The organism is Thermosphaera sp., assembly GCF_059755995.1.
The window spans coordinates 1-22851 of the sequence record NZ_DBOUKL010000011.1; the positions used below are offsets into that span (position 1 = coordinate 1).

At 48.6% G+C, this 22851-nt stretch carries 31 protein-coding genes and 1 tRNA gene; 16 read left to right on the forward strand and 16 right to left on the reverse strand.

Annotation, left to right across the window (positions count from 1 at the left end; translation table 11 throughout):
- From AC3OH0_RS00880 to AC3OH0_RS00895, 4 genes are all read left to right on the forward strand, one after another.
- A partial coding sequence (locus AC3OH0_RS00880) for an NADH-quinone oxidoreductase subunit D-related protein (RefSeq protein WP_498344414.1) occupies positions 1–295 on the forward strand: 295 nt, incomplete at its 5' end.
- Complete coding sequence (locus AC3OH0_RS00885; RefSeq protein WP_498344415.1) at positions 292–813, forward strand: 4Fe-4S binding protein; 522 nt, start codon at positions 292–294, stop codon at positions 811–813. The genes AC3OH0_RS00880 and AC3OH0_RS00885, both read left to right, overlap by 4 nt.
- A complete protein-coding gene (locus AC3OH0_RS00890; RefSeq protein WP_193436203.1) occupies positions 806–1276 on the forward strand; it encodes an NADH-quinone oxidoreductase subunit B family protein in 471 nt (156 codons plus the stop codon). The genes AC3OH0_RS00885 and AC3OH0_RS00890 overlap by 8 nt, the downstream gene beginning before the upstream one ends.
- Positions 1266–1535 carry a hypothetical protein gene (locus AC3OH0_RS00895; protein ID WP_193436204.1) on the forward strand — a complete coding sequence of 90 codons (270 nt, stop codon included), beginning with the start codon at positions 1266–1268 and terminating at the stop codon, positions 1533–1535. The genes AC3OH0_RS00890 and AC3OH0_RS00895 overlap by 11 nt, the downstream gene beginning before the upstream one ends.
- Here the strand turns inward: AC3OH0_RS00895 and AC3OH0_RS00900 are convergent.
- The 4 genes from AC3OH0_RS00900 to AC3OH0_RS00915 form a co-directional block, all read right to left on the reverse strand.
- Positions 1525–2376 carry a DMT family transporter gene (locus AC3OH0_RS00900; protein WP_498344416.1) on the reverse strand — a complete coding sequence of 284 codons (852 nt, stop codon included), beginning with the start codon at positions 2374–2376 and terminating at the stop codon, positions 1525–1527. The two genes, AC3OH0_RS00895 and AC3OH0_RS00900, sit on opposite strands and share 11 nt — an antisense overlap.
- Before the next feature lie 450 nt (positions 2377–2826).
- Entirely contained in the window at positions 2827–3030 is a 204-nt protein-coding gene (locus AC3OH0_RS00905) for an RNA-protein complex protein Nop10 (protein WP_498344417.1), read from the reverse strand.
- The gene (locus AC3OH0_RS00910) at positions 3027–3824 is read right to left on the reverse strand and encodes a translation initiation factor IF-2 subunit alpha (RefSeq protein ID WP_498344418.1); all 798 of its coding nucleotides are present in this window, start codon (positions 3822–3824) and stop codon (positions 3027–3029) included. Before AC3OH0_RS00910 ends, AC3OH0_RS00905 begins: the two co-directional genes overlap by 4 nt.
- A gap of 1 nt (position 3825) precedes the next feature.
- Positions 3826–5838 carry a hypothetical protein gene (locus tag AC3OH0_RS00915; RefSeq protein ID WP_498344419.1) on the reverse strand — a complete coding sequence of 671 codons (2013 nt, stop codon included), beginning with the start codon at positions 5836–5838 and terminating at the stop codon, positions 3826–3828.
- A gap of 98 nt (positions 5839–5936) precedes the next feature.
- On the opposite strand from AC3OH0_RS00915, the gene AC3OH0_RS00920 reads away from it, so the two are divergent.
- The gene (locus AC3OH0_RS00920) at positions 5937–6335 is read left to right on the forward strand and encodes a hypothetical protein (protein ID WP_498344420.1); all 399 of its coding nucleotides are present in this window, start codon (positions 5937–5939) and stop codon (positions 6333–6335) included.
- Positions 6336–6337: 2 nt separating this feature from the next.
- Here AC3OH0_RS00920 and AC3OH0_RS00925 read toward each other — a convergent pair whose 3' ends face one another.
- The 11 genes from AC3OH0_RS00925 to AC3OH0_RS00975 form a co-directional block, all read right to left on the reverse strand.
- Positions 6338–6838 carry a hypothetical protein gene (locus AC3OH0_RS00925; protein WP_498344421.1) on the reverse strand — a complete coding sequence of 167 codons (501 nt, stop codon included), beginning with the start codon at positions 6836–6838 and terminating at the stop codon, positions 6338–6340.
- Positions 6835–7977, reverse strand: a complete 1143-nt coding sequence (locus AC3OH0_RS00930) for a DNA primase small subunit domain-containing protein (protein WP_498344422.1) — start codon at positions 7975–7977, stop codon at positions 6835–6837. The genes AC3OH0_RS00925 and AC3OH0_RS00930 overlap by 4 nt, the downstream gene beginning before the upstream one ends.
- The gene (pcn, locus tag AC3OH0_RS00935) at positions 7955–8701 is read right to left on the reverse strand and encodes a proliferating cell nuclear antigen (pcna) (RefSeq protein ID WP_498344423.1); all 747 of its coding nucleotides are present in this window, start codon (positions 8699–8701) and stop codon (positions 7955–7957) included. Before pcn ends, AC3OH0_RS00930 begins: the two co-directional genes overlap by 23 nt.
- A gap of 60 nt (positions 8702–8761) precedes the next feature.
- Positions 8762–9106, reverse strand: coding sequence for a transcription factor S (locus AC3OH0_RS00940; RefSeq protein ID WP_498344424.1), 345 nt, complete (start codon positions 9104–9106; stop codon positions 8762–8764).
- Between the two features lie 30 nt (positions 9107–9136).
- Positions 9137–9355 (reverse strand): hypothetical protein, encoded by a 219-nt coding sequence (locus AC3OH0_RS00945; RefSeq protein WP_498344425.1) that lies wholly within the window; start codon positions 9353–9355, stop codon positions 9137–9139.
- A 130-nt stretch (positions 9356–9485) separates the two neighbouring features.
- Positions 9486–9764 (reverse strand): DNA-directed RNA polymerase subunit L, encoded by a 279-nt coding sequence (locus AC3OH0_RS00950; protein ID WP_498344426.1) that lies wholly within the window; start codon positions 9762–9764, stop codon positions 9486–9488.
- A gap of 16 nt (positions 9765–9780) precedes the next feature.
- Positions 9781–10407 carry a DUF2067 family protein gene (locus tag AC3OH0_RS00955; RefSeq protein WP_498344427.1) on the reverse strand — a complete coding sequence of 209 codons (627 nt, stop codon included), beginning with the start codon at positions 10405–10407 and terminating at the stop codon, positions 9781–9783.
- A 4-nt stretch (positions 10408–10411) separates the two neighbouring features.
- A complete protein-coding gene (locus AC3OH0_RS00960) occupies positions 10412–10966 on the reverse strand; it encodes an exosome complex RNA-binding protein Csl4 (protein ID WP_498344428.1) in 555 nt (184 codons plus the stop codon).
- Positions 10959–11609, reverse strand: coding sequence for an METTL5 family protein (locus AC3OH0_RS00965; protein WP_498344429.1), 651 nt, complete (start codon positions 11607–11609; stop codon positions 10959–10961). Before AC3OH0_RS00965 ends, AC3OH0_RS00960 begins: the two co-directional genes overlap by 8 nt.
- Entirely contained in the window at positions 11603–12601 is a 999-nt protein-coding gene (locus tag AC3OH0_RS00970; RefSeq protein ID WP_498344430.1) for a diphthamide synthesis protein, read from the reverse strand. The genes AC3OH0_RS00965 and AC3OH0_RS00970 overlap by 7 nt, the downstream gene beginning before the upstream one ends.
- Before the next feature lie 30 nt (positions 12602–12631).
- Positions 12632–13156 carry a 50S ribosomal protein L16 gene (locus AC3OH0_RS00975; RefSeq protein ID WP_193436219.1) on the reverse strand — a complete coding sequence of 175 codons (525 nt, stop codon included), beginning with the start codon at positions 13154–13156 and terminating at the stop codon, positions 12632–12634.
- Between the two features lie 109 nt (positions 13157–13265).
- Between AC3OH0_RS00975 and AC3OH0_RS00980 the strand changes: the two genes are divergently transcribed.
- The 10 genes from AC3OH0_RS00980 (at position 13266) to AC3OH0_RS01025 (ending at position 20221) form a co-directional block, all read left to right on the forward strand.
- Positions 13266–13366 (forward strand) — tRNA-Leu (locus tag AC3OH0_RS00980).
- Between the two features lie 144 nt (positions 13367–13510).
- Positions 13511–14851 carry a signal recognition particle protein Srp54 gene (locus AC3OH0_RS00985; protein WP_498344431.1) on the forward strand — a complete coding sequence of 447 codons (1341 nt, stop codon included), beginning with the start codon at positions 13511–13513 and terminating at the stop codon, positions 14849–14851.
- The gene (locus AC3OH0_RS00990) at positions 14826–15389 is read left to right on the forward strand and encodes a hypothetical protein (protein ID WP_498344432.1); all 564 of its coding nucleotides are present in this window, start codon (positions 14826–14828) and stop codon (positions 15387–15389) included. The genes AC3OH0_RS00985 and AC3OH0_RS00990 overlap by 26 nt, the downstream gene beginning before the upstream one ends.
- Positions 15352–16677, forward strand: a complete 1326-nt coding sequence (locus AC3OH0_RS00995; protein ID WP_498344433.1) for a tRNA pseudouridine(54/55) synthase Pus10 — start codon at positions 15352–15354, stop codon at positions 16675–16677. Before AC3OH0_RS00990 ends, AC3OH0_RS00995 begins: the two co-directional genes overlap by 38 nt.
- Before the next feature lie 68 nt (positions 16678–16745).
- Positions 16746–17063, forward strand: coding sequence for a 50S ribosomal protein L21e (locus AC3OH0_RS01000; RefSeq protein WP_193436223.1), 318 nt, complete (start codon positions 16746–16748; stop codon positions 17061–17063).
- Between the two features lie 38 nt (positions 17064–17101).
- Positions 17102–17467, forward strand: coding sequence for an RNA polymerase Rpb4 (locus AC3OH0_RS01005; RefSeq protein ID WP_193436224.1), 366 nt, complete (start codon positions 17102–17104; stop codon positions 17465–17467).
- A 33-nt stretch (positions 17468–17500) separates the two neighbouring features.
- On the forward strand, positions 17501–18133 hold the full coding sequence (locus AC3OH0_RS01010) for a DUF655 domain-containing protein (protein ID WP_227410874.1): 633 nt from the start codon (positions 17501–17503) through the stop codon (positions 18131–18133).
- A 50-nt stretch (positions 18134–18183) separates the two neighbouring features.
- Positions 18184–18933: a 16S rRNA (adenine(1518)-N(6)/adenine(1519)-N(6))-dimethyltransferase RsmA gene (gene rsmA, locus AC3OH0_RS01015; RefSeq protein ID WP_498344434.1), complete on the forward strand. Its 750-nt coding sequence runs from the start codon at positions 18184–18186 to the stop codon at positions 18931–18933.
- A gap of 65 nt (positions 18934–18998) precedes the next feature.
- The gene (locus tag AC3OH0_RS01020; protein ID WP_498344455.1) at positions 18999–19526 is read left to right on the forward strand and encodes a methyltransferase; all 528 of its coding nucleotides are present in this window, start codon (positions 18999–19001) and stop codon (positions 19524–19526) included.
- A complete protein-coding gene (locus AC3OH0_RS01025; protein WP_498344435.1) occupies positions 19523–20221 on the forward strand; it encodes a TrmH family RNA methyltransferase in 699 nt (232 codons plus the stop codon). Before AC3OH0_RS01020 ends, AC3OH0_RS01025 begins: the two co-directional genes overlap by 4 nt.
- A gap of 21 nt (positions 20222–20242) precedes the next feature.
- Here the strand turns inward: AC3OH0_RS01025 and pyrH are convergent, their stop codons facing one another.
- The gene (pyrH, locus tag AC3OH0_RS01030) at positions 20243–20926 is read right to left on the reverse strand and encodes a UMP kinase (RefSeq protein ID WP_498344436.1); all 684 of its coding nucleotides are present in this window, start codon (positions 20924–20926) and stop codon (positions 20243–20245) included.
- Between the two features lie 81 nt (positions 20927–21007).
- Between pyrH and glmS the strand changes: the two genes are divergently transcribed.
- Positions 21008–22849 carry a glutamine--fructose-6-phosphate transaminase (isomerizing) gene (gene glmS, locus AC3OH0_RS01035; RefSeq protein WP_498344437.1) on the forward strand — a complete coding sequence of 614 codons (1842 nt, stop codon included), beginning with the start codon at positions 21008–21010 and terminating at the stop codon, positions 22847–22849.
- Positions 22850–22851: the final 2 nt, after the last annotated feature.

Genomic DNA, 22851 nt, shown 5'->3' on the forward strand with positions numbered 1-22851 from the left:
GGAATTCGACATTCCCCCAGGTAGAATAGGAGTCCAAGTCTTTGAAGCCCCGAGAGGAGGCGATATCCACTTCGTGATAACCGGCGAGGGCAAGCCATACAGGTGGAGGGTTAGAGCCCCGACATACAACAACATCCCTGCTTTAAAAGTGATGCTGAGGGATCAGCCCTTGGCTGATGCCCCGTTGACAATAGCAAGTATTGACCCATGCTTCTCCTGCACGGACAGGGTTGTAGTGGTAAAGGAGGATGGATCCGTGCTCAAGCTTAACCTGACACAGGGTGTTAAACTATGAGTGAAAAGCTCAAGCCGGCTAAGCTCCTAGTAATAGCTACTAAATCGGGAAGAGTAACCAAGAAGTATCCTTACGAAGAGCCTCTCGTATCCCCTGATTTCAGAGGGTTAATCGAGATAGATGAGAGCAAGTGCATTGGATGTGGAGCCTGCGTTAACGCGTGCCCGCCTAACGCTCTCCAGTTGATTAGTGATAAGGAAACCACTGTAATCCGCTACTTCATAGGGAGGTGCATCTTCTGCTGGAGATGTATCGACGTCTGCCCCGTAGGCGCTATTAAAGGGACAAGGAAGTTCGAGCTAGCCACAGATGATGCTTCAGACCTCTACGTGCACGTGGTTCACAAGAGAGCTAAGTGTGAAACATGTGATAGAGAAGGAGGGACTCAGAAAATGCTGTACTACGTGGTGGAGAAGTCGCCGGTCACTGAGGAATACCTTAACGACTGCCCTGACTGCAGGAAGAAATCCTTCGTAGAGTCGGTAGCCAAGAGAAGAACAGGTGGTGTTAGTGAGTAAGTTTTTAAAGAAAAGCCTCTGGGTTTTCCACCTCAACACAGGAAGCTGCAACGCTTGTGATATTGAAATACTCGACGTTCTAACACCCTTTCACGATGCTGAGAGATTCGGGGTGAAGCTTGTAACCTCACCCAGGCATGCTGACGTCATACTTCTAACAGGTCCGATAACGCTTGAAGCTCTCCCGAAAGTAGTCAACGCGATAGAGGCTGCTCCAAGACCCAGGGTTGTAATAGCGCTCGGCTCTTGCGGAGTAGGGGGAGGTATCTGGCATGATACTTATTCAACGATAGGAGGGATTAAAGGGCTTCAGAAAATCCTCGAGGAGAAGGGTGTTAAGGTTGACGCTTTCTACTATGTTCCAGGATGCCCTATAAGGCCTGAAGCCATACTGTACGCTGTTGCAATGTTCAAGGGCCTTGTATCGAAGAAGGTTAAGAGCGAGATCAAGCATGCAGAGTGAGAAAGCCCAGGTATACCTGTGCAAGTACACGTACTATGAGACACCGTTTTCAAGACACTTCATTAGTGGTGTAGCGAACTGTATTGAATGGGGCAGTATTGGTCTAGACGAACTCAGGAAAATCCTCGCGGTAGAACACTACGAGGTTTTGATGAGAGAGGGGCAGGTAATCCTGACCGAGCCGAGATATTACGGGGCTTTAACAGGACAGGAGTATAGTGGAAGAGAATACATAGTGCTCAAGTTGATTAAAAAGTAGTTTTCAAGAAACCAATGCTTAATCCAAGAACAGTTACAAAAGTTCCAATTATACCGTTAGAATCAGGCTTCTCCTCGTTAACTATTATTGAGAAAACCCTCCCAACAACAGGGGCTATGAGTGTAGGGAGGGCTGAAACCTGAACACCTCCTATGCTTAAAGCTTTAATGAACAAAGCCATCCCTAGTCCAAAGCTTAAACCTCCAGCTAAAAAGCCAAGGATGAATCCTTTTCGAGAAAACGATTCCTTAACAACCCGCGACCCCTTAATACTTGATGCAAGAGTGAAAACATACAGGTTTCTCACCACGGTTAGGAAGAAGGGATCCCCGTGCAGGGTGGCAAGCCTTGAGAAAATAGTGCTGAAACCCCAGAAAACGGCTGTGAGAAAAGCCGATAAGTACTCCCTTCTACTTGAAACACTCCCATAACCCTTGTATATCAAGCTCACGCCGAAAACCGCTAGCAGGGTCCCTATCAGGATGTGGTAGTCAGGGGTTTCGCCTAGAATTAAGATGGAGATGAATTCTGCTACGAAAACATACATGTAGCCTATGGTTATAGCGTTCCCGCCGCCTATGCCCCTGATAGCTTTAACGTAGAAAATATCCCCGAGAAAGGGGCCGGATAAGGCGCTTAGAAATATTATCATCAACCCTGTGAAATCCGCTTGATACGTTGGAGAAATCGTGAAAGTGATGATCAACGTGAGGAGAAACGCGTAGAAAGCTCTCACACCGTTAACAGTGACCGTGTCTAAGCCTTCACCATACTTTTTAATCACCACAGGGTTAAATCCCCAGAGCACCCCGGCGATCAGTCCGTAGATCATCGGCAGCATTGAGTACCCCTTTATTCATCAAAACAGGGATGCGTTAAAATAAATTACCAGTTTCAGAAGCGCCGGTGGAGAACCGCCTTGAGGGCGTTAAAACACATCGAAGCCTTTAACCCGTTATCAACTAGGGACGGGGCGTCCTGGAGTGCTTAAGGCTGGATCTCTGAAAACTTTATAAGCACAGTAAGTAATGGTATTCTAGATTGGAGAAGGGCGTGCAGAGAGCCCGTGACCCGGGTTCAAATCCCGGCGGCGGCGCTCTCTCAATTCTTACACTTTGAAAATCAGGTGTAAAGCACGAGGATTTCTTTGAAACGTTGAAAAGGGGAGAAGGGCGTGCGACAGGCCCGCATACTAGGCCGGGCTATACTACGGCGGCATACACAGTTTGATATATCTTCAGTAGGAGCTTTTAAATTTTAACCATCGAACTGGAAGCAGGAATCCTGGAAGCTATACTGGGACATAGTAGGGTTTCTCATCTAGTTTAAGAACACCGCTAAGCTTCTTCATCTTAACCCTGTACTCCACGTACTTGTCCTCCGGGCTGAACCTCGGCGGGTGGGGGACCACTAGTTCTGATTTGCACACCGGGCACTTGGAAGCTGATAAAGTATATCTACCGCATCGCGGGCACTTTCTCATCAACCAGTTCAAGCCTTCTCCTCCTCAATACTCAACTCTACGTGGTTGCTTCTGCAACACTTCTCCAGCATTTCAACAACCTCCGCCATGAGGGTTTCAGCGGATTTATAATCCTGCGAGTACAGGTCTATAACATATCTTGGCGAACCGGTCACGTATATCTCGTGCTTCACGTTTTTCCCGTTTAAAGCCTCAGAGACCTCTCCGAGACACTTTCTTATCCTTTCAACACCGTCAGGAGTTATGGAGCGCATGACCAGTATTCTCCTAATCCTGACCTCCTTAACCTTTACATGCTTCCCTGCCTCCTTTATAAGAGCGTCAACCCATTCCTGCGGAACCCCCGCTTTCAACAGTACTTGAGGCCCTGTGGAAACAGCCTCCTCGATAGCGTACATCGGATCCCCGTAAGCATCCTCTAGCCGCCAGATAACCTCCCTGTACGCGTCTTCAATCTTCTTTCCAACCTGCTGGGCAACAATCTCCGTTATCTTACAAGCCTTCACATATCTCTTCCACCACAGAAGCTTCCTCTTCCTCTCATTATCCGCTACTTTCTTAAGCGAGACATCTACCTCCTTCTTCCTCCTATCAACCCTGATCACTTTTACAACAATCTTCTGCCCCTCCCTTACAACCTCCCTGATATCTCTAACCCATTTCGAAGCAACCTCGCTCCACGGGAGGAATGCTTTCAGCCCATTATACTCATCCAGTGTTACGTAGGCACCGTAGTCAAAAACCTCTGCCACTGTGCCTATAACGTAATCACCCACGTTCGGCAACTCCTGCCTAGCTATCGGCATTTCAAACCACCCCGCTTAAACCACTAACGTTTAATCTGTATATTAAAACAGCATAATTAACCTCGTATGAATAGTATGACACTGTTACCGAGTAGACTGGTTTAGCTGAGACGTTGACTAGTTCAAAATACTTTAACGTGCTTGAAAGCTTGTTCTGACTATACAGGACGTTGTAGACGTTGAAACCTGCCTTGGACAAGCCGTCAACGATTACTGCGGCAAGCAGTGTTTCACCGCCTTTAGTGTTCCAGGCTAGTGGAACCTCGTAAACAGTCCTGCCAACACCAGTATTAATGAACTCCAAGTACGACTTGTTCATCAGTGACGAGTATACTGGAAGCCTGTACAAATCCCCTGCAGCGGCATAGTAGGGTAGCTGTATCCCATACAGGGAGGAAACTCCTGGAATCACTGCTCCAAGATACGCGTTATTGGATTTACCGCCTGTGAGGCTTACGCTGAAAGCTGTTGAAACAACCAGGTAGATTGTTGAAACCCCGGTTGTTTCAGAAATATTCTTCAAGATTTTCACAGCCGTTAACTCATCGCTCAACAATACCCATGATGTAAGCCTCTTGTAGCTTACATCGCTCAACGGGGTTGACAAAACCTTAACGCCACCTTCACCGCCAACATATCCGAGTATCCACCATGAGTAATCCCAGTAGGAGACTACGAGGACGCCGCCGCTAGTGCCTGACAAGTTTGTTTTCAACGCCTCCAGCGCTGAAGCCCATGCGCTCTCGTTTAAAAGCTTCTCGCCAACACCCAGGTAGAGATCCATGTCTGCTAAGTAGATGCTTGGCTTAGCCGATATTACTGATGCTGAGTAAACAGTGTTTGCTGCCACGCCGCCAGCAAGAATCATTATTGAAAGCGTTGCAAACAGTATTCTCCTCTTGAAATTCTTGACGATCATTGATGAAGCAAACAGTGAAGCAAGCGTGATCCCTACCAACGGTGCCAGGAAGACTAGGGATGAAAGCGCAGACGTGGGATCCACGTAGGGGAGGACAAGGCCGAGGAGGAATCCTACAGGGAAAACCGTCCTGTCAAACCCTCTCCCTGCTAAGATCTCGCTTCTGGAAAACACTATCAATCCCATTAAGCTGAAAATACCGAGGACCCCGTAGTCGATGACAGGGTTGAATCTCCGGGAGAATATTTCTGCGTAACCCGTTAACAACCCTGTTTTCAACAAGTATATTGATAGAAGAGTTGAAAAGATTGCGAGGAACAATGCCGCGAAGAATCTAACGCTTGCTTTCTCAAAGCTCTTATAGGATAATCCTGCAAGTATAATGGGGGCTCCAAGCCAGATAATCCCCAGCATACATATGCTTGCCAAGTAGCTTGTCCCGAGCAAGAGTACTGGGATGGCATATGCTACCAGCCAGGCTGTTAAACCATGAATGCAGAGTGAAGGCTCCTTCTCATAAAGAAGCGCTAATAGAAATGCAACGCCGGTAACCACTGACAACGCCCATGCGCCAGGGTAGAGCGTTAGCGCAAGCCCGTAGACAGCGGTCACGGCAATAAGAATTATCTTCCTCCTCGTTGACAAGTATAGGGCTGTAAGCGCTACAGCCAGTAATCCTGTGAACACCCAGGCTGGGAACCCGTAGTTGCCGGGTTTAAACCAGTATATGAAAACCGGGGACGTGGAGAGGAGCAGTGTTGAAAACCCCGCGATGAAAGCATCCTTGAAAACCAGGAAATAAAGAAGGAATGCTGATAGGAGGAGGGACAACCCGCCTATCAATGCTAGTTCCGGGGGCTGAATCCTTAAGGCGTTGACAGCGTAGTACACTGTTTTCAACACCCATGCGCAGGCATTGTGGAACGCCCCGCAATAATCTTCGAGACTGCCCGAGGTCTTAGCGTAAGACACTATCCAGGCTGCAGCATCGTCTGGAATGTTCTGGTGAGCAGGGTTAAACATGAATGCAAGGTAAACATACAGTGTTGCAGAGGCTATTAGCAAAGCAATGCCTGCGACAAACCTAGCGTTCATTTAACCACCACTTCTAACTGCTTACTTTATTCACAGGTCTGTCAAGTAATAAAGATTTTTATTCAAAGCAGGAGATACTTGGAACCGTGGAGATGTTGATGAAGGATCGCTTTAGAAAAGAGCTGTACTCGCATCTCGTCGAATACGATGTCGTACTAGATAAGGCGAGAAAATACTCCCTCATACTCGCTGGAGTATTCACCGTTGCTGTACTAGGGAACTGGGTCTACAACATTGTGAACCTCCAGTACTTCAACCCGAACAGTGCCACACAGCTGATAGCGATTTCAATACTGTACTCGTCACTAATCCTGTTCTCCGCGGCGATCGGCTTCATACTGCCACACTTCTCAACCTATGTGAGGCCAAGGGTTTTCAAGGAGATGAAAGATGAGAGAATCCGGGTCCTGCTTCAAACATCCATGCTCATAATACTGTCAATCACTCTGGCTATAACCTTCTTCATAGCTTACAGCTTCTACGCGCAGGTGGTTTAAAACTAACCAACATTATCTGAATACTCTACGATAGGGTGTTTCAACGTTACTAAGCAGTCTTGAAGAACCCCCTTAATCAACTGAGCCTGGGTAAGCAGGGCTATGTCGCCTTTACGGAAAACAATGTCGTCAAGCCTGCAATCACTTGTGAATAAAACCAAGTACTTGTTGCCGAGCACAATGTTTTTCGCGGACAGTATAGCCTGCTCAGCCTTAACCAGTCTCTTAGCAAGCTCCAGCACTTCTCTATCGAAGGATCCCGGCAATTCCTCACCTCCCAATACTGTTTTAACAAGCCTCGTCCTCGACAACATTTCAGCGTCCTGCTCCAAGTTTGCAACCATGTCTCTAACAATTACCCTGGACCTGGCATCACCCACGTCTAACCCTAAAAACGCCTTCTCAACCAACCCCCTGACTTCTCCAATCCTGCTAGAAGGTATTACTTGAATGTTCCTGGAAAACATTTCATCTCTGATCAAACGTATCAACGGGCTGCTCAAGCCTTAACCTCCAAGGATTTTATATTATATAGATGCGCCAAGCCCTTTAAAACCACATACAACGCGTCCTCCGCGTCCAGTTCCATTTTAACCCCTTTGCGAAGATCAATCCTGCTTCCATATATTGGTAAGCCTGGAAAATCAACCAGCGGGGTTACCGAGATTTTCCCTTTGAACGGGGAGAGATCCTTATACGTGAAATCCATGAACTTGGAAACATCGCTTACTTCAACAATCTTCAACCCTGATTTACAGTTCAAGCTCCCTACAAACCTGGAAAGCCTTGACAAGTCCATGGTTACAACCTTATCTATCGACACGCAAACGCTTCGCAGCATGAGTGATAACTCGTCCACGCTTATAGTGAGTACTTCCTCATTTCTCAACCTATCCTTCCGTAGGATACCGGCTTTCTCAGCCTCAAGCTTCACCCTTCTCCTCAACCCATACTCCGCGTTGGAGAATACGACTCTTTCCTCCCTCTTAAACCGGTAGGTGGGAAAAACCCTCTCTTGGTCGAGGTTTTCACATGAAACATAGTCAGCAATCAGCCTTCTCTCTTCGCTGTTTAAAGTAAGCACCGACTCATCGGATACTCTAACGTGGAAGCCTCTGTTACCGGAGAAGAAGATTTTCACATCCTTAAAGCCCAGGTCGCTCGTTAATATGTCCTTGAGCTTTACAGCGTCCTCGAGAGCCCTCCTAACGCAATCCCATGATAAAAGAGGGATTTCCAGAGGCTTGCCGCCGCTCTTGCACGAGTCAGGCTTAACATCGTAAACCTGGTTATCCTTGATACAGACATAGTATGATTCACTGCAACCCTGATACTTGTCAGAGTCGATATCGAATATCAGCTCTGAACCCAGCCACCCCTTAGCCTCCATGGGCTGTGCTGAAGGGTTCTCGTAAAGTGCGGAAGAGTAGTAGAGGTGGAGCGGGGTCTTCTTACTCAAAATATACTCGTACAACCTGTCCATGTAGGGGAAAGAAAGATGTCTCAGGTAAGCCCTATCCTCAAGGCTTTCAAGAGCTATTTCCCTCTTATGAATCTCAGGAGGAGGTTGTAATGGACGCTTCTTATAATAGCTCCTTATAATGTTCCTTAAAACAATACTACTCTGATCTCGGAGCGACATAGAATGTCAGCTTGCCCTCTTGAGGTAAGCCGTACTCGAGTTTGATAGGTGCATCATTGCCAAGCTCTATGTAAACATACTCTGAAACCTGGGCGGCATCAGTTACGTTGACCAGGTAGTCCACTGTGAAGCTGGAAGTAGAGTGTGAGGCTGCCTCGAACTCTAGAAGGGCACCGCTCGCGACTGAGAGCTCCACCTCTGCCTCAGCAATATCGCCGGATGCTTTAACAATAATCTTCTCCTCCTCAGGAACCGCTTCAAAAACGATTGTATCGCTAATAGGCTCCATTTCTTTTACAACATCTTTGAGAATCTTGGGAAGCATCTTGGCCTTCACGGGCAAGTTCAGCGATAGCCCAGGGATATCCTGGACGGGGATGTCTAGGTTTGGAATCATGAACCTTCTAAAACCCCTGCCTCTGAAAACTATGGAGAGCCTGCCGTCCTGGGTCTTCTCAAGGATTAGCTCGTCTCCTTTACCAGCTCTTTTAAGGATTTTCGTGAAATCCTCCATTCCAACGCCGAAGTAATCCTTACTCTTAACATCGTAAACAGTGAATGCTTCCCTAGGATAGACGAATTCGACAAGGACGATGTTAGAAGGATCCAAAGCTCTAAGCCTCAATCCTGAATCATCTATTTGAAAAGCGGCCTCGTCAATTATCTTGGCGATAGAGATCATTGAATACCGCCATACCCTGGCGTCGCGGAATTCAAGCCTCAAAATCCTCCCCCATATATACTCTTTAGATATGTGAAGTGTTAAATAAAAACACGGCTGGAACTACTCGTACTCCCGCCAAGTGTGACCGCATTTAACGCATTTGTAAAACCTTGTCGGCGGCTCGTCAGCAGCCCTTGTCTGAATCATCCAGTAATATGCCTCATGGTTGCCGCATTTAGGACACGTAGCCTCTTTCGTAACAGGCAGTTTAGAGGTGTCAACATCGCCGACAACGACTGTCTTCTCCCTTGTAGAGTGCTCGATCTTCGATGAAACCTTATACTTTTCGAGCTCTCTTTCACCAGCTTTCATCCTGTAACCACACTTTACACAAACCAGCTCCGTGGTATTCGACGACTTCACTGGTTTCATTAACCCTCCGCACTTGGGGCAGAACCTAACCATTTAAACCACCATGTTGTTTTAACTATGGTTTCAACACACTTTTATAGTGTCCTCGCTTTGAAGGCTGAGTAGGTAATTATTGTTCAAACACTTTATTAACTTCAGCACTAGCGAGCACTTCTCCCACTGCTTCAGCAACGCCTCCCCGCCCTCGAAAACCCTTAATCCTAGGAAGCCGTAAGCGTATTTATCCCCGGTGCAGTTAACAATGAATGACAGCTCCTCCCTAGTTTTTAGAACCGTTAACAAGTCTCTGGGATTTAAAACGAGTGACCGAGGGATTACGGTGAGTTCTTCTAAAAATTTCCCCTGTAAGTTGCCAGGACAAAGGTTTTCTCAGACTCTCCTATGGTGAAAACCCTGGACTCCTTCTTAACGCTCACCTTATCGAAGCCTCCACCGCGTTTTTGAAATCACTCAGCTCACTCTTTATCTTATCCACTATTTCCCTCAATACTTCCCCGACATCCGTGCCTTCTTGAACAGTTATCACGAACTCTATCTCCTCCCTTAAAGGATGCGGGACACGGTAGGATGCGTAAGCTACTTTAGGATGCCTCAACGCCTCCTTCATCAACAGGTTGCCGAGCGTATGATCCTCGCCTTTAATCTTGATCGCGAGATGATTAGAAGTTTTCGCTAAAACCTCGATCTCCACGAAACCACCTCATCCGTTAAGAAGAGGATACTCGATAATTCTTAATAAATTCATCGACCCCTTTATCCCATTCAACAGCCAGTGATAAAAGACCGTTCTCCTCGTTAATCGTTAAGTGTCCAAGCCTCAGCGACTCACTTACAATGTCTTCAAGACCCAGACCTGTTGCAACTATTAGCGTTGTTAAATAGTATTTCCCAGCCGTCCCCTTAACCCTGTCCCTGACCAGGGCGACAGCTGCATCTATTCGATTAATCAAATCCGTGAGCACGTCCATGCCCGCGTCAGTATGTATGGCTTCATCCATGGAGGAGTAGCTTGCTTTAAAGCCTTTGAGACCCAGCAGCTTAACCAGGACCATGGGCGGAAACGTCTTACCCGTTTGCCTAGCCAGGGATTTCAAGGAATACTTAACCAACCCCTTCCCGCCCGGCCTTCCCGAGCGCTTAAAATACTCCTTAATCACCGCCCAAGCCTTCTTGATATCGGTTGAGTAGCCGTACATTTCTATCAGCATTCCATCCTCCCCTACCTCGTACTCAACAGTATCGATCGAGGGAAGCTTCTCCGAAACTCTCTGTATGATTTCAACGCACTCGTCGTGACTGCAGTTGACGTAGAATCTTCGCTTAACCAGTGGCAAGCAATCACCTTAAAACATACAAGTATCCAACACCTATCCTCCTGGTCTCCACGCTTCCGCAGGAAGTACACTGTAGCTTGTCCCCTGCCTTGTATAGAACCTCCCCGCACACACTACACTTAGCTGCTATAACCCCTAGCCCGGGGTCCTTGATTGAAACCTGGTAGGGGATCGTGTTGTTTATCACTCTAGCCCTCACTATATCGCCAGGTCTTAGAACATCCCACATTGTCTTCACATACTCGCTTGAAACCTGCGTCACGTGGAGTATGCCTGAGAAGTCTACGGGGACGCCGTTAGCATTGTAGATGTTCAGGACAGCTATGTCATCGCTCACGCTTAAAACCATTGCCTCAACCAGGATTCCAGGCCTCAGCCCTAGCTCGCGCTTGTTTGCTGGGCGAACCGTTATCGTCTTCTTCAACTTATCCATCACGACGGTTCCAACCACCAGCGCTCTGAGATGGCCTTTCCTGTCTACGTAAACTCCTTGAACCGGCAGAGCCTCCTCCTCAACTCCCAGGGCCTCACCGGGCACCACTGCTTTAGCATTACTCATCAGAAACCACCCTTCTTAGCACTATGAATAAGCTTTTAAACCTATATATCCTTGACCTGTGAGTTTCGAAAACCATTGGAATCTCGAAATCAAGTATTTCCGTAAGCTCTAACCTGGAATTATAGAAGGCGGCCAGGTCTTTCAAAATCTTTAACAAGCCGGGTGAGTATTTGTGAATACTGTAAACACTCTTGGCATACTGCAGCGCCCTCCTCAGGAAGGCTACATCAAGCCCCCTGTTCTCCCTCACCACTCCGAAAGGAGGGTTCATGATAACAGTGTCCACGTTTGAGAAGCTCAGCTGTGAAGCATCCGCGACGATGAAAAGTATTCTCGGGCTGTACTCGCTGAAGTAATTGTTTAAAACGCTCACAGAATGCTTAACCGCTTCCTCATCAATATCCACGCACAAGCCTAGTCTAGCTCCCAGTAGAAGAGAAGCGTAGAGAAGCCTCCCATCACCGCATCCCAGGTCCGCAACACTCCTACCCTCAACATCACCCTTCATGAAAGCCCTCCACGACATGTGGGCCACTATCCAGGAAGGAGTAGGATACTGCTCTAAGCGTCTCTTCAAGCCTTTGAGGCAGGGTATTTTAGAAATTATTATCTCAACCGTTTTCTTATCGAAAACCTTCACCATGGGAAAACATACTCCTCCCTGCCCTCTAAAACCATTACGAGCTCCCCCGGTGTGAGAACGGGCTTGTAAAAGTTGGATAAGTCATCTATGGGGAGTCTTGGACAGCTCGCCACCACGTAAAAGTCCAGCTTCAAAGAATTGTCTATCGCGATCAACCTATCCATGGTAAGGTAAGTTGAGGATATCACGTACGCCTCATAACCCTTCCTGCCCGCCAGCTCCTTCAAAGCCTCAACCAGCCGGGGCCTATGCTGCCCAGGCAACCCCCCGGTTATTATCCCCAGCGTTCTCATCGAGGAGTTCTTAACCTTGGAGACAAGGTAAAACCTCTTATGCAGGTGTTTCGAAAACTCACGGGAATAATCCATGATGGACTGTCTGTAAGGATCAATGCTCACGAGAGGCTTTCTCAGGGACAGGTAGGCCCCAAGATGGTGGAACAAGCCGCCAGCGATCAGCAGGTGCGCATCAACCTTTTCGTCAAGAGCGGCAACAGGTGTGTAAATGCACCCGAGAACGGGCTGTTTCACCTCGTAAATCACGAACCCCTTGCCTGACAAGTACTCTCCTACCTGACTACGAATCCTAGCCTCCACGATGGTTGATGAAACAGATACCGCGGCAAACCCTTTGGCTTCAAGATGCTTGGACAGGCTTTCCAAAAACGCAGCGCCCAGTAGCTTGTTAAAGTAGACTGGCAGGTATAGAATCCTTCTCCCAACGCTACCCAGCCCTGTGAAAGGGTATTCGAGATGCCCGATGTGGACGATGCTGTCCGCCCCGAGAGCCTCGGCCTCCCATAAGGGAATATCGCAGGCACCGTACCCTGGGCTTGAGGAGTAGTATACTTCTATGTTGGAAGGGATGCTTTTCCCTACGCAAGAATACAGGGGTTTTAAACCATCTGGCGCGTGGAGAAGTATTTTACACGGCTTCTCCTCGTCGAGAAACCTGTTTAAAAGGTTGAAAGGGATTTCATAATCAATGCACAAATCTTCTCTGAAACAAAATGCTTCATCTCGCTAAGCCGGGGGTAAACCCTCCTTCAAGGGTTGCACAACCACTCTCGTAGGCAGTGGAAGCTTGCTGCCAGCCACTCTTAAAGCATCCTTGCAGGCTTTCAAATGCTCCTTCTTAACCCTCACAACAATCACTTCGTCGCCTGGGAAAACCCTTGCAGCTGTCCCAATGGGTTTGCCGAACGATAGCCTCATGCCATCCTGCAAACGGTCAGCACCAGCGAAAGCCATCATCTTGTTCTCCCTTATAACATGATGCGGATACTTAACAACCTTCAAGTAGAAGTTGTTCTCGCCCGCGGCCGTTGTCAACACTTTCAAAGCCATGACACGGGAAGCTTCCAGAGCGTTATGCCTTATCTGCCCCGGTTCCTCGACTACAAGCTTCACTTCGTAGTCGTAGTCCAGCTTGGGATTCCCCATTTCGAACTTAGAGATCTTCGGCTGCGGCACGCCTGGAATGTACTCTCTCCTAGTGTAAGGCGGGCCGCTGAAGTGCGTGTAGCATCTCGCAGGTCTTAACGGCATGGCTTCCTACCCCTGGAAACCATAATTTTTAACAGGTATTTATATATGACTACTCCCCGGTGCAGAGTAAAAGTTAAAGCATGTGTTAAAACATTAATATCATGAGAACGCGGGGGTGCCCGAGCTTGGCCAAAGGGGGCGGACTCAAGACATGCCCAGGGAGAGATCCGCTGGCATAGGCCTGCGTGGGTTCAAATCCCACCCCCCGCACTCCTAATTGCTTCATGAAGCAAGCGCTGGAGAATACTGCAATCCTTACTACTCCTCTGTACGGCAGAGATGATGGGCTCACGGATCATCTAACTTTTCCTTATTAATAGGAAGTAAGGAATTATTATAGGTAAGTGGTTGAAAATGGTTTTTGAAAACCTTAAAGAATCTATTGCAAAGTTTTTCAGGTCGGAGAAGTATGAGGAAGCCGTGAACGAGTTTATCAAAGACCTGCAGAAGGAGCTTGTAAAATCCGATGTCAACCTAAACCTTGCTCTCGAAATAACGAAGAAGATTAAGGAGAAGGCTTTAACACAGGAGCCTCCGATCGGGGTTTCGAGAAAAGAATGGTTCTTGTCAATCGTTTACGAGGAGCTGGTTAAGCTACTCGGCGGTGATTTAAAACCCTTAGTAAAGCCTGCGAGGAAGCCCTGGATAATAATGCTTGTCGGGCTTCAGGGAAGCGGTAAAACCACCACCGCTGCCAAGCTAGCCTACTTCTACAAGCTCGAGGGGTATAAGGTTGGGCTGGTGGCTGCTGATACTTTCAGGCCGGCCGCGTACGATCAGTTGAAGCAGCTGGGGGAGCAGATAGGTGTCCCGGTTTACGGCGACCCCTCGGTTAAAGATGCTGTGGAGATTGCTACACGAGGTGTGAAATACTTCATAGACAAAGGGTTTGAAGTAGTAATCATTGATACCGCTGGCAGGCATCATAAAGAAGAGGACTTGCTGGAAGAAATGAGGATGATAAGCAGCAGTGTTAAGCCAGACGAGATAATCCTGGTGATCGACGGGTCAATAGGGCAGCAAGCATACAATATTGCGAAAAAGTTTCACGAAACAACCCCTATAGGCTCAATAATCGTAACCAAGCTCGACGGCACGGCGAAGGGTGGTGGAGCGCTCTCAGCTGTTGCCGCAACAGGCGCCCCCATCAAGTTCGTGGGTCTTGGGGAGAAAATCGAGGATTTCGAAGTGTTCAAACCCTCCAAGCTTGTTGGAAGAGTCCTAGGCTACGGCGACATTGAAGGATTGGTTGAAAAAGTTAAGAGGATACAGCTGGAGTTCACCGAGAAGGATGTTGAAGACTTGATGGAGGGGAGGCTTAACATGAGGCTTGTGTACAAGCAACTGGTCAGTCTGAGGAAAATGGGGCCGTTGCGAAAAGTCCTCCAGATGATCCCGGGGCTTGGAGTGAAAATCCCGTTTGAAATAGACCCGAAAGACCTCGAGGTCAAGCTATCCAAGTGGCTTGCAGTGATCAACTCTATGACATACGAGGAGCTTGACAACCCGGAGATCATAGACAAGTCCCGCTTGAAGAGGATTGCCAGAGGCGCGGGCGTCGACACGGAGTATGCGAGAGAACTGCTGAAACAGTATGACATGTTAAAGAAGCTGAGCAAGCAGCTCAGGAAGAGGAAGGATCTTTTAAAGAAGCTTGGAGAAGGATTCAATGTCCAGGATTTACAGGCCCCATAGGATAGTAATGGTGAAGCAGGAGGACCCGTGTAGCTCGGCGGCCGAGCTGAAAAACATTATCCTGTACTCGTTGATCATTAGCCACGGGATAAGGGTTGACACCGACCTGCTTGTTTCAACAGGGAACTTACTGTTCCAGCTCAAGGGCTCGGACCTTAGACACCTGCATGCTCAGGAAGAGAGTATTCTCGGGTTCGTGAGAACGGTTTTCTGCAAGCACTCTCTCCCACCAGGTGTGAGATTGTTTACCACGGGAGCGTCACACCTGCTCATGGAACCCGGTAATGTGCTACTGACAAGTCAGGGTGAGAGAGTTGTTGAAAATCCTCAAGCCATTCCTTTAAGCAAGCACTTTGTGATAGCTAATCCCCGGGAACTCCCCGGTTCTGTATTCAACGGTTTAGAGGGCGTTGTTAAATTACCGGTGAACAATAATTTAGAGTTAATTATTGTAGCGCACTATGTGTTAGACAGAGCGTACGGTGCCTGGGTGAGGAGGCGTGGGAGAATCGAGCATTTCAACCCCGCTAGACTTTAACAAAATCGTAAAAGACGTTGAGAAAACACTGTCTAAGTACCCTTTATGCGACCACTGCTTAGGCAGGCTTTTCGCCAAGTACGGGGTTGGCTTGAGCAATCGTGAAAGAGGGTTTTCGCTTAAAACAATGCTCGGGTTCAAGCTGCATGATGATTACTCGTCGAAGAGGATTGGAGAAGACCGTCTCTATGCCCTGGCTGAGAACAGCGGGGAGCCCTTGACCCGGATGCTCCAGAAGCTTTTCACGCAGAATGTGAGTCCGAGGAAGTGCTTCATCTGCGGTGGGAGGATTAGCGATGAATGGCTGGATTCCCTTGCGGAAGCGGTTTACGAGAAGCTGAGAGAAGCCTCCGTGACACGGTTCGTGATAGGGGTTAGGCTGAGCAGGAAGTTGCGTGAAAAGGAGCTGTCGCTGATTGCTGAAGCAGGTTTCACCAGGGCTGAGTCCTTGAAGAACGAGGTTAAGAGAGAAGTAGGAAAGAGGGTGATGATTAAATACGGGCTGATGCCGGATTTCGAGAAGCCTGAAGCAACTGCGATAGTGAAGCTTGATGAAGACCTCAACCACAAGGTTGAGCTAGTGATAACCCCGGTCCTGCTGAAAGGCGTGTACAATAAGAGAGGGCGCAACATCTCACACGTTCCATGGTTTACGAAGCAGGGTGGGAGGAAATACCCCTTGAGCATTCAAGAATACTTGGAGTCCCGGTTAACGATTCCGTTCAAGGCTAAAAAAGTGAAGATTCATGCCGCCGGGAGAGAAGATGTTGATGCTAGAACGCTTGGCCCAGGCAGGCCGTTGGTGATAGAGATTGTTGAACCACTCGTCAGAAGCTACGATATTGGAAACATTAACGAGCTGATCCGTAGCGATCTCGTTGAGGTAAGAGTTAGTGAGCCAGCTAGTAGGAGGGATATTGAGCTTCTAAAGCAAACCTCCAGGGAGAGGAGGAAAGTCTACAGGCTACTCGTAATCTCACCCACCCCTGTCAGCGAGGCACAGCTGAATGAGCTGGAAGCGTTCTTTAGAAACGTTAGCATCCAGCAGAGAACCCCTATAAGAATCCTAGCCCGTAAGAAGGATGTCCTCAGGGTGAGAAAAGTCTACGAGGTTAGAACAAGGCTGGTCACTTCCACAAGCTTTGAAGCACTGGTATACTGTGATGGAGGCTTATACGTTAAGGAGCTGGTCCACTGTGACCAGGGCAGGACCAACCCCTGCTTCGCAAGCATCCTCAACACCGAGCTGAAGCCTGTTGAGCTGGACGTCCTCTACATCGAGCACTGAAGTTTAAGATAAAGTTAAAAACGGGAGTTTTCAATTCTGTATTAAGAAATGCTGAGAGGAGTTAACAAATGGTTAGAGCTCCAAGAGGCTTACGCCATAGGACCAGGAAGTTGTTGAAGAAGAATGTGAGAGAAAAGGGGAGCGTGCCTCCTCTAAGCCTGCTACTAGTAGAGTATAAGGAGGGAGACGTAGTCCACATTAAGATTAACCCTTCCGTGCACGAGGGGATGCCGCACAGGCGATACCATGGCAGGACAGGTGTCGTGATAGGGAGGAGAGGATTATCCTACATAGTGAAGGTTATGGCTGGGGATAAGGAAAAGATTTTGTTCGTCAGGCCGGAGCATTTAAGGCTGGCCTCGAGCAGCCAGGTCAAACCAATTTAAACTCCTCCACTCATATATAAGTTAGGTGGTGTGATTATTTGAGCGAGATACCTTTGCTCGAGGAGAAGCCCTTAACAAACCCTGAAGCGCTTAATGAGTTGAAGAAAGTAATTGATAGGCTGCAGGCGCAGGGCGTGCCCATACCCCTGTTGCTTACTCGAACCTACGAGTATTTGAAACGCTTTTCCAAAATACCGTATGAGAAGGTGGGCGAGGTCAAGGAGTTTTTAAGGTCGAAAGGTCTCAGGGAAGAATCCATAGTAATGATTGTAAACATATGCCCTAAAACCGTGGATGAGTTGAGGCCTCTTCTAGAGCTCGAGGAGAAAGTCTTGGAAACAGCTGTGGCTGAGGAAATAGTAAACTTTGTAAGCCAATACTGTGTCGAGAACACCGGTAAGTAAGCATCACAAATCATGTTCTAAATGGTGGTTTACATGTCTCTTTTCAGGCCAGATAATCCTAGGCGGCAGGAGCATCCTTGGGAAAACTCGATGATAGTGTTGGATTACATGGAGCTTGGAAACCCTTCAGACCGCCATTACGAGCACAGAAACCAGCCGCTGGTTCAGGGCGTGGGCACCAAGTACTTCACCCTCCTGGAGGCAAACCCCCTGCCAGCTGTCAGGATCGATATCCTGGAGAAGGTGGAGCTTGGATATCCCAGTAAGGTGAAGAGGATTATTCAGATCCACTACGACGATCTCACAAGCATGGCGAAAGCAAACCTGCCCGAGGCCTTGAAGATGATTATAAACGAGAATGAAAAGGTCTTCGTAGAATTCTTCAACATCGCAGACCCTGTTAACATCAGGCTCCACGCTTTAGAACTACTGCCCGGTATTGGTAAGAAAACGATGAGGCTCATACTTGACGAGCGGGCTACTAGGAGGTTTGAAAGCTTCGAAGATATAAGGCAGAGGGTTAAGATTGAGCCGGTCAAGATAATCATTGAGAGATTGTTGAAGGAGTTCATGGGCGGGGAGAAATATTACTTGTTCCTGAAGCCGAGGGAGAGGGACGCGATATATCTAAGATACTTAGAGAGGCTTTACGGTGAAATATTATAGAGCTCCCGGAGCTTGACAGGGCATCGCTTGTCTCATGGACTATTAACACTTTGAAAAGACATGGGATAAGGCCTTCGAAAAAGTTAAGCCAGAACTTCGTGGTAAACCCTAGGCTAATATCCGATATTTTATCGTTAACAAGTAGCGAGGACACTGTAGAGATTGGGTGCGGGATAGGAACCCTCACAATATTCCTGATCAACAGGGTCAGGTCCCTGGCCTGCGTCGAGTATGATGAAAGAATGATCAGAGTCGTCGCCAGCATTGTTAGAAACCCCCGGTTCATACCTGTTAGAGGGGATGCTTTAGCAACAGGGGTTGGAAGACCCCAAGTAGTATCCAACCTGCCCTACCATGTAACATCCGACATGCTCATAATGATTGCAAGGGATAATTCTGTTTCAAAGGCTGTTCTCACCCTTCAAAAAGAGGTTGGGGATAGGCTGGTCGCCAAGCCCGGTTCAGAATCCTACGGAAGGCTCAGCGTGATAGTGCAACTACTCTTCAATTTAAGAGTTGCAGGAGTCTACCATCTTGGGTCGTTTATCCCGCGGCCTAAGGTAGCGTCAAGCCTGCTCCTGCTTGAACGCAGGAGAACCTATGATAGGGTGGTTGAAAAGGTTGAGCATGTGACAAGGGCTTTGTTCAGCCAACGGAGAAGAAATGCTAGGAGGGTTGCAGAGTCCCGCCTAAGCCTTAGCGCCGAGGTTTTAAACAGGATTATCCCATCTGATAAAAGGGTTTTCGAGCTAGAGCCCGAGGTGTTCCTCGCATTAGCGGAAGAATTAGCGAGTACATAGTTGGAGAACTGAGAATCATCGCTCACGGAAACGTTTATAAGCCGAGCGATGACACCTGGCTACTTATCAACCTGGTAGATGAGGTAAAGCCAAGTGGAAGAGTCTGCGTCGACCTGGGCTCAGGGACAGGTGTGGTGGGTTCTCACCTGGTTTCACAAGGTTATTGCCAGCTAGCCGTGCTCGTGGACGTGGTGGAGGATGCGCTGATATCTAGCAGGGACACTGTAGAGGCTAACAACCTGTCCAGCAGAGGCATTGTGATCACCAGTGTTGAAGCCCTTAACGACGGCTCCGTGGACATGGTAGTGAGCAATCCTCCCTATCTCCCAGCATACGATCCCGGCAAGATAGATATCGCTACTGAGGGAGGTGTGAAAGGCTATGAGACGGTGACCTACTTCATCAGGGAGTCCTCCAGGATTTTAAAACAAGGTGGTTTCCTATTCCTGGTCTACTCCTCGCTAACCGGAGAGGAGGCTGTTGAGTCCCTGCTTGCGGAGAACGGTTTCGAAAAGATCAAAACGGCTGTTTCAAAATTCTTTTATGAAGAAATAAAGGTTGTTTACTGTAGGAGAAAGGGGCAGGCTAAATGATTAGGGTTGTGCTCGTAGGCATAGAGGGTGCTTACAACCTCGGCGTGATCTCAAGGACGTGTGTTAACTTTAAAGTGAATGAGCTCTACCTTGTCAACCCGTCAGCATCGGTAGAGGAGGCATTACTGTACTCTGCGAAGGGAAGGGAATTCCTGGAGAAAGCCGTCGTTGTCAGCTCGCTTGACGAAGCTCTTAAAGGAGTTGACGCATCCGTGGCGACAAGCGCTAAAGGGTATTCACCGGGCGACGTGCTCAGGCAAGCCATTGATATCGAGACCTTCACCTCCCAAATAGCCCCCAGGATAGGGAGAATGGCTCTTGTCTTCGGCAGGGAGAGCACAGGGTTGACTAGAGAGGAGCTTGCTAAGACGGATTTCATTGTTTCAATACCGGGCAACCCGGAATACCCTGTTTTAAACGTTAGCCAAGCAGTAGCAATCTTCCTGTGGGAGCTGTGGAAGATTCGCAGGGAGCAATCCCTAAACATAGCCCCTTCCGCCCCTCGCGAGGAGGTTGAGGCCCTTATATCCCTGGTTGACAATATTTCGTCGGCAATTATTTCCACGCCGGAGAAGGCTAGGAGAGCGGGGCTTGTGTGGAGGAGGATTCTGCACAGGGCGAGGCCCACGACTTACGAGGCGCGTGTTTTAAAATACTGGCTTTACAGGGTCAGGAGCAAGCTTGGCGGGGGCTAACGGGGAAGGATGTGCGGGAAACTACTTAGGTAGAATCCTGGTGCCAGGGTTTAAACCGTTAAGCGATTCAAATATTTTCTCAGGGTTTTTGAAGAATATCAAGCGTATCTCAATCCCGCTCCTAACCGCCATGTCGAGAGCCTTATCATCGATCAAAGCGTACTCTCCAGGCAGTTGCTTCTGCGCAAGGATTTCCTTGAGACGGGTTGCGGTTATTTCTTTAAAAGGCTGGGCATCACTATGCTTCGCCGGATCCTTGTCGTAGACGTAATCTATTGCTGAGAAGTAGTAGAGGACGCGTGCGCCCACAGCTTCTGCTGATTGAACAGCCACAGAGGCTGTGGACTGCCCGGGTATGAGCCCGCCTGCCACCAGGACATTGCTGTAGGGTAGTGCTGAGAGAAGCTCGTTGAGCGATTCATAAGGCTTAGGGTAGGCCCTCCCCTCCATGCTCGCGATGAGTAAGAGAGCGTTGAGCCTGGATACGTCTATCCCGATCAGGTCCAGCCAGTAGTTCGAGGTCACTCCAATGTTCTTAGCCATATCAATATAGTGTCTTGCTAAACGTCCCCCGCCTGTTATAACGATGAGCTTGTACTTCTCCGACAGCGTCTTCAAAATGCTAACATACTTCTCGATCAACCCTGATCCTTCGTCGAAAGCCTTCCCAGTTATCTTCAACACCAGTGTGTTCAAAACAATCATCTCCAAATCCTCATATAGTACGGACTTTATTTTATAAGTAATTCCTTAACTATGATTATCACTAGTGCATGGTGGAACTGTTTGTGCGGAATCATTGGAGCCTGCCTGAGCAACCGGGTCTGCAGGGAGCTCGTAATTGGTGAAATAGTTTTCAACGGCCTGCTCAGGCTGGAGTACAGGGGTTATGACTCGGCAGGAGTAGCGGTTATAGGGGATCGACTCCTGGTTAGGAAAGGCAAGGGGAAGCTGAGAGAGCTGGATGCGAAGCTGGGTTTCAAAGGGCTACACGGCTGCGTGGGCATAGGGCATACTAGGTGGGCTACTCACGGAGTCCCCGACGATGTTAACGCGCACCCTCATGTTGACTGTAAAGGCGTGTTCGCAGTAGTGCACAATGGGGTTTTAGAAAACTTCGTGGAGCTTAAGAGAATGCTACAGAACAAGGGGCACGTGTTTGTAAGCGATACTGATACCGAGGTTATCCCGCACCTTGTAGAAGAATACTACCGTGAGACAGGGGATGTTTTCGAATCCTTCAAGCAAGCAGTGAAAGCTTTGAAGGGAACCTACGCTATCCTGCTGATAACGCCTCTCGAACCATTCAAAATTTTCTTCGCCAAGAAGGATAGTCCCTTGATAATTGGCCTCGGTGTAGGATTCAACCTCCTGGCCAGCGACATACCTGCAGTCCTCCCCCACACCCGCAAGGTGGTGGCGTTAAGGGATAACTGGGCGGGTTTCATCACCCCTAGCGAAGCTTACGTGGAGGACCTTGCAACCGGTAAGCCGGTCGAGCTCGCGGAGTATGTTAGGATTGTCGAGTGGAGTCTTAGTGAAGCCGAGAAATCCGGGTACCCCCACTTCATGCTCAAGGAGATTCACGAGCAGCCGAGAGCTGTTATGGAAACCCTCCACGGGGCCCTGCACGACCAACTAATCCCTGAAGCCGTTGAACTGCTGGCGAATGCTGAGAAAGTCTATGTTACAGGGGCTGGCACTAGTTTCCACGCTGCTGAACACTTCTCGATAACCGGGACAAGGCTCGCCGGCAAACCCATCATAAGCTTTATTTCAAGCGAGTACGACACCTACCTTCCCGCGGCGGGAGAGGGAGATGTCTTAATCGTGGTAAGCCAGAGCGGGGAGACAATGGACTCGTTAAAGGCTTTAAGAGCTTTCAAGAGAAAAGGCGTTAGAATAATCTCCGTAAGCAACGTGATCGATTCAGCAATCCCCCGGGAAAGCCATGTAACGCTTTACACGCGTGCAGGCCCCGAGATAGGCGTGGCCGCGACTAAGACTTTCACAACCCAGACAACCCTCTTAACCTATCTCGCTGTGCGGCTTGGGGAAGCCACGGGTCAACTAGACGCTGGCGAGAGGGAGGGAATACTTGGAAGCATTATCTCGGCAGGCGAACTGGTTAAGAAGGCTCTGGAGGACACTGGGGAGCGAGCTAAGAAGCTGGCCAGCACAATCTCCCGCTCCAGCAGCGCATACTATCTGAGCAGGGGGGTTGGTGTCCCGGTTGCCAAGGAGGGTGCTTTGAAGATTAAGGAGATAGCATATATTCATGCAGAATCCTATCCAGCGGGCGAGTCGAAACATGGCCCTATAGCCCTGGTTGAGAAATCCTTCCCCGTAGTCTTCGTAATACCGAACGACACCTACCTTGAAACCCTGCTGTTAGGGAATATTGAGGAGATGAAGGCTCGTGGAGCATTCACTGTCGGCGTGGGACCTGAAGGCTCAAAAGCCGTGGAGCTTTTAAACGACTACATACCCGTGCCGCGGGCACACTGGGCTTTAACCCCTCTCACCCACACAATACCCCTCCAGCTTCTAGCATACTACGCTGCTGTTGAGAAAGGGTTTGACCCTGATAAGCCTAGGAATCTTGCTAAAACCGTTACGGTGGAGTAGTT

Coding starts and splice junctions, on each gene's coding strand:
- AC3OH0_RS01000 (WP_193436223.1), top strand. CDS start 16,746: ATGGTTAGAGCTCCAAGAGGCTTACGCCATAGGACCAGGAAGTTGTTG.
- AC3OH0_RS00960 (WP_498344428.1), bottom strand. CDS start 10,966: ATGAGTAATGCTAAAGCAGTGGTGCCCGGTGAGGCCCTGGGAGTTGAG.
- AC3OH0_RS00900 (WP_498344416.1), bottom strand. CDS start 2,376: ATGCTGCCGATGATCTACGGACTGATCGCCGGGGTGCTCTGGGGATTT.
- AC3OH0_RS00940 (WP_498344424.1), bottom strand. CDS start 9,106: ATGGTTAGGTTCTGCCCCAAGTGCGGAGGGTTAATGAAACCAGTGAAG.
- AC3OH0_RS01025 (WP_498344435.1), top strand. CDS start 19,523: ATGATTAGGGTTGTGCTCGTAGGCATAGAGGGTGCTTACAACCTCGGC.
- AC3OH0_RS00895 (WP_193436204.1), top strand. CDS start 1,266: ATGCAGAGTGAGAAAGCCCAGGTATACCTGTGCAAGTACACGTACTAT.
- AC3OH0_RS00930 (WP_498344422.1), bottom strand. CDS start 7,977: ATGTCGCTCCGAGATCAGAGTAGTATTGTTTTAAGGAACATTATAAGG.
- AC3OH0_RS01010 (WP_227410874.1), top strand. CDS start 17,501: ATGTCTCTTTTCAGGCCAGATAATCCTAGGCGGCAGGAGCATCCTTGG.
- AC3OH0_RS00990 (WP_498344432.1), top strand. CDS start 14,826: ATGTCCAGGATTTACAGGCCCCATAGGATAGTAATGGTGAAGCAGGAG.
- AC3OH0_RS00975 (WP_193436219.1), bottom strand. CDS start 13,156: ATGCCGTTAAGACCTGCGAGATGCTACACGCACTTCAGCGGCCCGCCT.
- AC3OH0_RS00965 (WP_498344429.1), bottom strand. CDS start 11,609: ATGGTGAAGGTTTTCGATAAGAAAACGGTTGAGATAATAATTTCTAAA.
- AC3OH0_RS00985 (WP_498344431.1), top strand. CDS start 13,511: ATGGTTTTTGAAAACCTTAAAGAATCTATTGCAAAGTTTTTCAGGTCG.
- AC3OH0_RS00910 (WP_498344418.1), bottom strand. CDS start 3,824: ATGCCGATAGCTAGGCAGGAGTTGCCGAACGTGGGTGATTACGTTATA.
- AC3OH0_RS00920 (WP_498344420.1), top strand. CDS start 5,937: ATGAAGGATCGCTTTAGAAAAGAGCTGTACTCGCATCTCGTCGAATAC.
- AC3OH0_RS00915 (WP_498344419.1), bottom strand. CDS start 5,838: ATGAACGCTAGGTTTGTCGCAGGCATTGCTTTGCTAATAGCCTCTGCA.
- AC3OH0_RS00885 (WP_498344415.1), top strand. CDS start 292: ATGAGTGAAAAGCTCAAGCCGGCTAAGCTCCTAGTAATAGCTACTAAA.
- pyrH (WP_498344436.1), bottom strand. CDS start 20,926: ATGATTGTTTTGAACACACTGGTGTTGAAGATAACTGGGAAGGCTTTC.